The sequence below is a fragment of the Streptomyces sp. SPB074 genome (assembly GCF_000154905.1).
Classification (GTDB): Bacteria; Actinomycetota; Actinomycetes; order Streptomycetales; family Streptomycetaceae; genus Streptomyces.
The window spans coordinates 2,351,966-2,361,061 of record NZ_GG770539.1; the positions used below are offsets into that span (position 1 = coordinate 2,351,966).

Genomic DNA, 9,096 nt, shown 5'->3' on the forward strand with positions numbered 1-9,096 from the left:
CGCGGCGGCGTGCGCGAGGAGGACGGCGCCGGGCGCGACGACTCCGACGGGCGCGACGACCCCGGCGGCTCGCGCGACGAGCGCGACGCGCCGCGCGGCGGTCGCGTCGAACGCGCCTCGCGCCGCATCGGCTGGCGCAAACTCACCTTCCTGCCGTGCGTGCTCGCGCTCGCGCTGCTGGCGACGTGGCTCTACTACGACACGGCGACGCTCGACGCCATCGCCCGCAACTCGCTCGGCGGCGGCAACATCTGGCTGCGGGTGCGCCAGCACATCCAGCTCACCGTCATCTCGACGTTCTTCGTGCTGATCATCGCGATCCCGCTCGGCATCCTGCTCACCCGGCGGCGGCTGCGCAAGGCGGCGCCCGTCGCGGTCGCCTTCGCCAACATCGGGCAGGCGACCCCCGCGCTCGGGCTCCTCGCGCTGCTCGTGATCTGGCTGGGCACGGGCGAGTTCCCCGCGCTCGTCGGCATCATCGTCTACGCGATCCTGCCCGTCCTGTCGAACACGATCGCCGGCCTGCGCGCCAACGACCCGACGCTCCTCGAAGCGGCGCGCGGCATCGGGATGTCGCCGCTCATGGTGCTCGGCAAGGTCGAACTACCGCTCGCGGTCCCGCTGATCCTCTCCGGCGTGCGCACCGCGCTCGTCCTCAATGTGGGCACGGCGACCCTCGCGACCTTCGGCGGGGGCGGCGGGCTCGGCGACATCATCACGGCGGGCATCACCAACCAGCGCATGTCGGTCCTCGTGATCGGCTCGGTCCTCACGATCGTGCTCGCCCTCCTGGTCGACTGGCTCGCGTCGCTGGCGGAACTGCTGCTGAGGCCGCGGGGACTGGAGGTCGGCTCGTGAGAACGGGACTTTTCCGCCGGGGTACGGGACCTTCCCGCCGGGGTACGCGCGCGGGCCGGCGCTCGCCGGGCGAGGCCCGTACGGGCCGGAAGTACCCCCGCACGGTCGTCGCCGCGTTCGCCGGGGCGCTCCTGCTCGGCGCGGCGGGGTGCGGGCTGACGAGCGGGAGCCCGCTCGTCGACAATGTCGAACCGGGGACGGTGGGCAGGGGCGAGCCGCTCAAGGGCGCGAAGCTCACCGTGGCGTCGAAGGAGTTCACGGAACAGCTCGTGCTCGGGGCGATCATGGGCATCGCGTTCAAGGCGGCGGGCGCCGACGTGCTGGACCGTACCGGCATCCAGGGCTCGATCGGCGCGCGCGAGGCCGTCAAGAGCGGCACGGCGGACGCGATGTACGAGTACACGGGGACGGGCTGGATCACGTACCTCGGCCACGCGAAACCGATCATCGACCCGCACGAGCAGTGGGTCGCCGTGCGCGACGCGGACCGGCGCAACGGCGTCATCTGGGGCCCGCCGGGCCCGCTCAACAACACGTACGCGCTCGCGCTCAACCGGAAGAACGAGAAGAAGTACCGGACGAGGACGCTCTCCGACGTCGCCGCGCTCTCGAAGCGGAACCCGGGCGCCGTGACGCTGTGCGTCGAGGGCGAGTTCGCGGCGCGCGAGGACGGGCTGAACGGGCTCAAGAGGGCGTACGGGATGAACATCCCGAACTCGCGCGTCACCAAGATGGCGGGCGGCATCGTCTACACGCAGACCGCGAAGGGCGCGTGCGTCTTCGGCGAGGTGTTCACGACGGACGGCCGCGTCAAGGCGCTCCACCTGAAAGTCATGAAGGACGACAAGCACTTCTTCCCGAACTACAACGTGGCCCCCGTCTTCCACACGAAGGCGCTGGAGGAACACCCGCAGATGGAGAAGGTGCTGGCGCCGATCACGAAGAAGCTGACGAACGCGGTGGCGCTGGAGCTGAACGCGAAGGTGGACGTGGACGGCGAGGACCCGCACGACGTGGCGCGGGACTGGCTGGAGAAGGAGGGGTTCGTGAAGAAGGGAGGGGGGTGAGGGCGCGAAGGCTGCCTCGCGGACGGGGAGTTCACCCTTGAGCGTGAACGCAAAGGAATTTTGCAAAACCGTCTTGCAAAGGTTCTTTGCACACCCTACGGTAGTGCCATGACCGAGGACCTGAGCCCCGCCGAGCGGGCCATCGAACGAACGACGCGCCACTTGGACGCCCGCAGCCTGCGCGCGCTCGCCCACCCGCTGCGCCTCCAGCTCCTCAACTCCTTGCGGCGCGGCGGTCCCGCCACGGCCTCACAGCTCGGCAAGGAACTGGGCGAGTCGAGCGGGGCGACGAGCTACCACCTGCGCCAGCTCGCGGAGCACGGCTTCGTCGAGGACGACCCGGAGCACGGCAAGGGACGCGAGCGCTGGTGGCGGGCGGTCCCGGAGACGATCAATTTCAACGTCCGCAACGTCGATCAGAACGACCCCGAGATCCGGGGCGCCTCCGATGTCTTCCTCCACGAGCTCGCCTCCACGCACTACCGCGAGACGGCCTCCTGGGTCGCCGACCGCGACCGGTGGCGCGACACGCCCTGGGAGGAGGCGGGGAACTTCAGCGATATGACTCTGTACCTCAGCGCCGCCGAGCTGACGGAGCTGAGCGCGCGCCTGCTCGCCCTGATCGCGGAGTACGACACGCGGGAAGAGGCGCAGGAGGGACAGCGGGAGGTACGGGTCCACCTCCACGCGCTGCCGGTCCACCGGGAGGCCCGCACCTGACGCGCCGCCGGCCGCGCGGCGCCCGCGCGGCCCATGCGTCCCCGCCGTTCACGCCCACGAGCGCGCCGGGGCCGCCCACGACCTCACATTCGAACAAATATTCTTTTCTCGCGCCGCAGAGAGGCAGACCACCACCATGTCGTACGACATCTACGGAAAGCACGTGCTCATGGGAGCCTTCGGCATCCTGGAGACCGACCATCAGATGCTGCACGCCCACCGGGCCCGGGAGCTGCGGGCGCAGGCGGCGGCCGACGCGCTGGCCCGGGTGCAGGGGCCGCGCGAGAAGCGGCTGCGGCAAGCCGACCGGGCGCGGGGTGCGGCGGGCGTACGGGGCCTGCGGGCGCGCTTCGGCTGGTCGCTCATCGGCCTGGGGCTACGGCTCGCGGTGCCGGGGCGCGCGGTGGCCGGGCGCGCGGTGGCGCGCACGTGAGGGGGCCGCGGGGGCGCCGGGCGCGGTGCGGGCCGGTAGCCGGGGAGGCGCGGTCAGCAGCTCGGCACCTTGCCGCCGCCGTCCAGGGCCCGGAGCGCCGAGACCGCGCCCTTGAGCGTGGTGACGGGGACGAGGCGCAAGCCCTTGGGAAGTTCGGAGCGGGCGTCGGAGCACTCGTCCTTCGGGACGAGGAAGACGGTCGCGCCGTCCCGGCGGGCGGCCTTCGTCTTGAGCGCGACACCGCCGACCGCGCCGACCTGGCCGCTGTCGGTGATCGTGCCGGTACCGGCGATCGCGCGGCCCCCGGTGAGGTCGCCGCCCTTGCCGTCGCCGTCGAGCTTGTCGACGATGCCGAGCGAGAAGAGGAGCCCGGCGCTCGGGCCGCCGACATCGGCGAGGCGCAGGGTCACCTCGACGTCCTCGCCGGAGCGGCCGAGGTAGGAGAGGGCGGCGTTGGTGGCGTGGTCCTGGGAGGAGCGCATGTCGGCGAGGTTGTGCCGCTCGATCTCCTTCACGTCGCCGCCCGGGTAGACCGAGTCGCGCGGCATGACGGCGCGGTCGGTGCGGAAGTAGCCGTCGATCACGTCACCGAGCTTGACGGTCGCGTCGGGGGCGGTGGCGAGGATGGTCGTCATCCGGAGCTGACCGCTCGTGCGGCGTTCGGAGGCGCCGCTGATCGTGATGACCTTCTGCCCCTTGTCCGAACCGAGCACGTTCGCCGTGGTGCCGGGCTGGGCGACGGTGAACGGCAGCGGGGCCAGCGCGGCGACGAGGATCAGCGCGAGCACCGGGAGGACGCACAGGAGGAGGACGCGGGGGCGCCTGAGACGGAGGGACACGCCCACAATCTAACGCGAGCCACTCACCCCCCGGCCTCCCCACCCGCGCCACGGCGCGGGGCGCCGGAGGCGAAGGCGGACCGGGGAGGAGGACGGGGCGGCGCCCCGGCACGGGGAACCCCTCCCGCTCCAGCGCGTTCGTTCCCCCGGCACGGGACGTTCCCCCGGCACGGGGCGTTCCCCCGCTCCGGGGCGTCCGCCGCCTCAGCGCAGGGCGTCCGCCACCTCGCGGGCGGCGTCCACGACCCGCTGGGAGACTCGTTCGGGGACCGAGTCGGGGAGCATCACGACGCCCACGCTGCCTTCGAGCCCCGTGACACCGAGCAGGGGGGCCGCCGCTCCGCAGGCGCCCGCGTCGAGTTCGTCGCGGGTGAGGGTGCAGGTGGGGACGGTGCGGCCGGCGGGGGTGCGGGCGGCGAGGATGGCGCGACCGGCGGCCCCGTGGTCGAGGGCGTGGCGGAAGCCGGTGCGGTAGGCGACGTGGAAGTCGGTCCAGGTGGGCTCCACGACGGCGACGGCGAGCGCGTCGCTGCCGTCCACGAGGGTGAGATGCGCGGTCGCGCCGATGTCCTCGGCGAGCGAGCGCAGGGCCGGCAGCGCGGCCTCCCGCACGAGCGGGTGCACCTGCCTGCCGAGACCGAGCACACCGAGCCCGATGCGCGCGCGGCCCCCCAGGTCCCGGCGGATCAGCGCGTGCAGTTCCAGCGTGGCCAGGAGGCGGTAGACGACGGTGCGGTTGACCCCGAGACGGGCCGAGAGTTCGGTGACGGTGAGACCGTGATCGGTCTCGGCGAGCAGCTTGAGGACCTTGAGTCCACGGTCGAGCGTCTGAGAGGTCTCCGCGGTCACGACGCCCACTCCTTCGATGAGGTGCGGCGGGGCCCGACCGTACGGGCGCGGGGCCACCGGTCCCGTCCGGCGCACGTCACCTCGTACCCGGTCCGCCTGCGAGTCGCACCGGCTGCGCTCCGGGGCGACGCTGCCACGGGGCGTGTGCGTTGCCCGGACAGTAGCGAGCGCTCCCCGCTCAGCGGAAGGCGTTGTCCAGTATCCGGGCGGTAACGGAGCCAAATCGTCCGCATTTATCCCTTGAGGAAGTCGGCATGTACACGAAAAGCGCACAGGAAGCGGCGGGACGGCGGCCGGGCGCCGCGCCGGGGCGGCGCGTCACCGCCCGCCCGGCGCCGGGCGGAGGTCCACCCGGCGGAGGCTCGCCCGGGCGAGGACCCGCTGGGCGGGCGGGGCCGCTCCCCCGCCCCCGCCGTCTCCCCTGTCGTCTCCCCCGCCGGCTCCCCGGCGGCTCACTTCATGCGGGTGGCCCACTCGCGCACCTTGTCGATGCGCTGCCGGATCTGCCCCGCCGTCGCCTCCGCGCTCGGCGGCCCCCCGCACACGCGGCGCAGTTCGGTGTGGATCACGCCGTGCGGTTTGCCGCTCTGGTGGGTGTAGGCGCTGACGAGGGTGTTGAGCTGCTTGCGCAGTTCGAGGAGTTCCTTGTGCGAGACGACGGGCCGCCGCTCGGCGGGGAGTTCGAGGAGGTCGGCGTCCTCGGCGGGCTTCTTGCGGCTCGTCGCGATCTGCTTGGCCTGCCGCTTCTGGAGCAGCATCTGCACCTGGTCGGGTTCGAGCAGCCCCGGGATGCCGAGGTAGTCCTGCTCCTCCTCGCTGCCCGGGTGCGCCTGCATCCCGAACTCAGCGCCGTCGAAGAGGACCCGGTCGAAGACGGCCTCGGACTCCAGCGCCTCGAAGGAGAACTGCTCCTGCTCGCCGGTGTCCTCGTCCTGCTCCTTGTTCGCCTCGTCCATCTCCTTCTCGGACTCGGCGTACGGGTCCTCCTCGCCGTTCTTCCTCGGCTTGTCGAGGACGTGGTCCCGCTCCAGTTCCAGGGCGTTGGCGTGGCCGAGGAGGTCGGGGACGGTGGGCAGGAAGACGGAGGCGGTCTCGCCGCGCCGGCGCGAACGCACGAAACGGCCGACGGCCTGGGCGAAGAAGAGGGGCGTGGAGATGGTGGTGGCGTAGACGCCGACGGCGAGACGCGGGACGTCGACGCCCTCGGAGACCATGCGGACCGCGACCATCCAGCGGTCCTCGTTGTGCGAGAAGGTGTCGATGTTCTCGGAGGCCCCGGAGTCGTCGGAGAGGACGAGGGTGGCCTTCGTGCCGGTGATCTCGCGGATGAGCTTGGCGTAGGCGCGGGCCTGCTCCTGGTCGGAGGCGATGACGAGGCCGCCCGCGTCGGGGATGCCCTTGCGGACCTCGCTGAGGCGCTGGTCGGCGGCGCGCAGCACGTTCGGCATCCACTCGCCGCGCGGGTCGAGCGCGGTGCGCCAGGCCTGCGAGACGGCGTCCTTGGTCATCGGCTCGCCGAGCCTGGCGGCGATCTCGTCGCCCGCCTTCGTGCGCCAGCGCATGTTGCCGCTGTAGGAGAGGAAGATGACCGGGCGGACCACGCCGTCGGCGAGGGCGTTGCCGTAGCCGTAGGTGTAGTCGGCGGCGGAGCGCCGGATGCCGTCGTTGCCCTCCTCGTAGGCGACGAAGGGGATGGGGTTGGTGTCCGAGCGGAACGGGGTGCCGGTGAGGGCGAGGCGGCGGGTCGCGGGCTCGAAGGCTTCGAGGCAGGCTTCGCCCCAGGACTTGGAGTCGCCCGCGTGGTGGATCTCGTCCAGGATGACGAGGGTCTTGCGCTGCTCGACGCGGTTGCGGTGCAGCATGGGGCGCACGCCGACGCCCGCGTAGGTGACGGCGACGCCCACGTACTCCTTGGAGACGGGGCCGGCGCTGTAGTCGGGGTCGAGCTTGATCCCTATGCGTGCGGCGGCCTCCGCCCACTGCTTCTTGAGGTGCTCGGTCGGGGCGACGACGGTGATCTGCTGCACGACGTGGTGGTGGAGCAGCCAGGACGCGAGCGTGAGCGCGAAGGTCGTCTTCCCGGCGCCGGGCGTGGCGACGGCGAGGAAGTCGCGCGGCTGTTCCTGTACGTACCGTTCCATCGCGCCCTGCTGCCAGGCGCGCAGCTTTCCCGCCGTACCCCAGGGGGCCCGGCCGGGGAAGGCGGGAGAGAGGTGCGAGGAGGAGGTGGGGGTGGTAGTCACGTTCTCCGCTGAATCAGGCTCGGCTGCGTGGACGAGCAGCCACCCTATCCCCGCCCCGAGGACGGGCGGGGCGCCCGGCACGACAGGAGCACGGGTGCGACGGGCGTCACACCGCGACGCCCCCGGGCCCCGCCCGACGCCACGCCGCCGTCCGGACCAACGCGAAGGCGCCACCCCGGCCACGCCCCGCCCCGACCCCGACAACCGCCCTGCCCTGTCCGGGCGATCGCCCCCACCGGCCCCGACAGCTCCCGCGCCCCCACCGGCCCCGACAGCTCCCGCGCCCCCGCGGGCTTCGCCTGCGCCTACCCGCCCCGTGCCGGTCGCGTCGTGGCGGTCGTCCGGGGGGTGGGCCCGGCCGGACAGCGGGGTTCGGCGGTGGCGCGAGAGGGCGGGTTGACGACAGTGCGTTGGTATGGGCGCCCCTCGGCCGTACCTAGACTCGGACGGCCCGAGGAGCGGACCGGTGAGGGAGTCGAGCGGCGTGGCGCAGAACCCGGAGAACGCGGAGAACGTCGGCAACCCGGAGACCACCGGCGACCCGGGGGACGTGACGCAGGCGGCGGGTGCGGCGCGCACCGTGACCGTCGGCTCGCGCGGGAGTGCGCTGGCGCGGGCGCAGGTGCGGGAGATGGTGGAGCGCTGGGAGCGCGAGGTGCCGGGGGTCCGGTTCGTGCGGCGGGTGATCACGGAGGCCGGGGACGCGGACCGGAGCACGCCCACGGTCGCCGGGGTGACGCGGCGCGCGGGCGTCTCGGCCTTCTCCTCGCGGCAGGAGGCGGCGCTGGTACGCCGTGAGGTGGACGTCGTCGTGCACTGCCTCAAGGACCTCCCGACCACCCCGGCCCCCGGCACCGCGCTGCTGCGCACGCCGGGGCCGCGCGAGGACGCGCGGGACGCCCTGTGCGGGGCGACGCTCGCGGGGCTGCCCAGGGGCGCCCGGGTCGGTACGGGTTCGACGCGGCGGGTCGCGCAGCTTCTCGCCCTGCGCCCCGACTTGGAGGTGATCCCGGTACGGGGCAACGTCCCGGCCCGGCTGGCCCGTCTGCGTACTCTCGACGCGGTCGTCCTCGCGGCGGCGGGACTGCACCGCCTCGGGCTCACGGAGGAGATCACCGAGTACCTGGACCCGGAGGCGTACCCGCCCGCGCCCGGGCAGGGCGCGCTCGCGATCCAGGTGCGCGAGGGCAGCGGGGCGGCCCGGCTCCTCGCGGCGAGCGGGGACCCGGCGACGGACACCGAGGTACGTGCCGAGCGCGTGCTGCTCGCCGAACTCCACGGCGGCTGCTCCGTGCCGCTCGGGACGTGGACGAGCCGCCCGTCCCCCGGGACGCTCCGCCTCCACGCGGCCGTGACGGCCCCGGACGGCGGCCGTCAGATCACCGCCACGGCGCAGGGCCCGGCATCGGAACCGGACAAACTCGCGCTGACAGTGGCGGAACGCCTTCTCGCCGGGGGCGCTGCCCGCATCCTGGCCGAGGCGACTCCCTGACACGGGGACGGGGATCACCCGGGCCACCGGGCACGGACAGGCACGGCCGGACGCGGGCCGCGCCCTCGTGGTACGGCGCGGACGTCACCCCGTGGACGGCACGACCACCCAGGCCACCGTCACACCGCCACCGCCGCTCCCACCGCCACCCACCGCCCTGTCAGTCCCCCGTGCCATGCTCCCCGCGACCAGGCAGGCAGGGCGGTGGGCGGGAAGGCAGGGGGCTGTGATGGGTGCCGACTACTACAGTGCCGACAGCGAGGACGGGGACCGGATCGAGGACCCGTCCGAGGACGCGTTGTTCATGATGCTCGGCGATCTGGACGAGGCGGGAAACACCTTCCTCGTCATCAGCCCCGCCGCTGCCGACGCGGGCTGGTCCGTCTCGGTCGCCCTCCTCGGGAAGGGCGTGTACGAAGTCGTCCGCAGGGACAGCGGGCGTGGCGAGCGGGCGGTCAGCCGTTCCGCCGTCATCGACGACATCGCGCGGGACCTGACCCGCTGGCTGGCCGCTCGCGACGCCGGGCGCACAGCGCCCTGAGACCGGCCCGCGAGCCGACGCGGGGCAGACACCGCAGCGGACGCCGACGCCACC

Annotated in this window: 9 protein-coding genes; 6 read left to right on the top strand and 3 right to left on the bottom strand. The window is 73.3% G+C overall.

Going from position 1 to position 9,096, the window contains the following annotated elements; all coding sequences use genetic code 11:
- Positions 1-9 precede the first annotated feature (9 nt).
- From SSBG_RS09565 to SSBG_RS09580, 4 genes are all read left to right on the top strand, one after another.
- Positions 10-858 (top strand): ABC transporter permease, encoded by an 849-nt coding sequence (locus tag SSBG_RS09565; protein ID WP_008745967.1) that lies wholly within the window; start codon positions 10-12, stop codon positions 856-858.
- A 131-nt stretch (positions 859-989) separates the two neighbouring features.
- Positions 990-1,925 carry a glycine betaine ABC transporter substrate-binding protein gene (locus SSBG_RS09570; RefSeq protein ID WP_008745968.1) on the top strand — a complete coding sequence of 312 codons (936 nt, stop codon included), beginning with the start codon at positions 990-992 and terminating at the stop codon, positions 1,923-1,925.
- Positions 1,926-2,033: 108 nt separating this feature from the next.
- Complete coding sequence (locus tag SSBG_RS09575) at positions 2,034-2,645, top strand: ArsR/SmtB family transcription factor (RefSeq protein WP_008745969.1); 612 nt, start codon at positions 2,034-2,036, stop codon at positions 2,643-2,645.
- A 136-nt stretch (positions 2,646-2,781) separates the two neighbouring features.
- Complete coding sequence (locus SSBG_RS09580) at positions 2,782-3,078, top strand: hypothetical protein (RefSeq protein WP_008745970.1); 297 nt, start codon at positions 2,782-2,784, stop codon at positions 3,076-3,078.
- A 53-nt stretch (positions 3,079-3,131) separates the two neighbouring features.
- On the opposite strand, the gene SSBG_RS09585 is transcribed toward SSBG_RS09580, so the two are convergent.
- The 3 genes from SSBG_RS09585 to SSBG_RS09595 all read right to left on the bottom strand — a co-directional run bounded on the left by SSBG_RS09585 (position 3,132) and on the right by SSBG_RS09595 (position 7,009).
- Positions 3,132-3,917, bottom strand: a complete 786-nt coding sequence (locus SSBG_RS09585; protein WP_008745971.1) for a S16 family serine protease — start codon at positions 3,915-3,917, stop codon at positions 3,132-3,134.
- 204 nt (positions 3,918-4,121) lie between these two features.
- Positions 4,122-4,766: an IclR family transcriptional regulator gene (locus SSBG_RS09590; RefSeq protein ID WP_008745972.1), complete on the bottom strand. Its 645-nt coding sequence runs from the start codon at positions 4,764-4,766 to the stop codon at positions 4,122-4,124.
- A 452-nt stretch (positions 4,767-5,218) separates the two neighbouring features.
- On the bottom strand, positions 5,219-7,009 hold the full coding sequence (locus tag SSBG_RS09595; RefSeq protein ID WP_008745973.1) for a DEAD/DEAH box helicase: 1,791 nt from the start codon (positions 7,007-7,009) through the stop codon (positions 5,219-5,221).
- A 484-nt stretch (positions 7,010-7,493) separates the two neighbouring features.
- Here SSBG_RS09595 and hemC point away from each other — a divergent pair, with 484 nt between their 5' ends.
- Positions 7,494-8,501, top strand: a complete 1,008-nt coding sequence (gene hemC / locus SSBG_RS09600; RefSeq protein ID WP_008745974.1) for a hydroxymethylbilane synthase — start codon at positions 7,494-7,496, stop codon at positions 8,499-8,501.
- A gap of 229 nt (positions 8,502-8,730) precedes the next feature.
- A complete protein-coding gene (locus SSBG_RS09605) occupies positions 8,731-9,042 on the top strand; it encodes a hypothetical protein (protein WP_037869357.1) in 312 nt (103 codons plus the stop codon).
- The last annotated feature ends 54 nt before the right edge of the window (positions 9,043-9,096 follow it).

Excerpts from the sequence above, each read along its gene's own strand:
- SSBG_RS09575 (WP_008745969.1), top strand. The coding sequence starts at position 2,034 with ATGACCGAGGACCTGAGCCCCGCCGAGCGGGCCATCGAACGAACGACG.
- SSBG_RS09580 (WP_008745970.1), top strand. The coding sequence starts at position 2,782 with ATGTCGTACGACATCTACGGAAAGCACGTGCTCATGGGAGCCTTCGGC.
- SSBG_RS09605 (WP_037869357.1), top strand. The coding sequence starts at position 8,731 with ATGGGTGCCGACTACTACAGTGCCGACAGCGAGGACGGGGACCGGATC.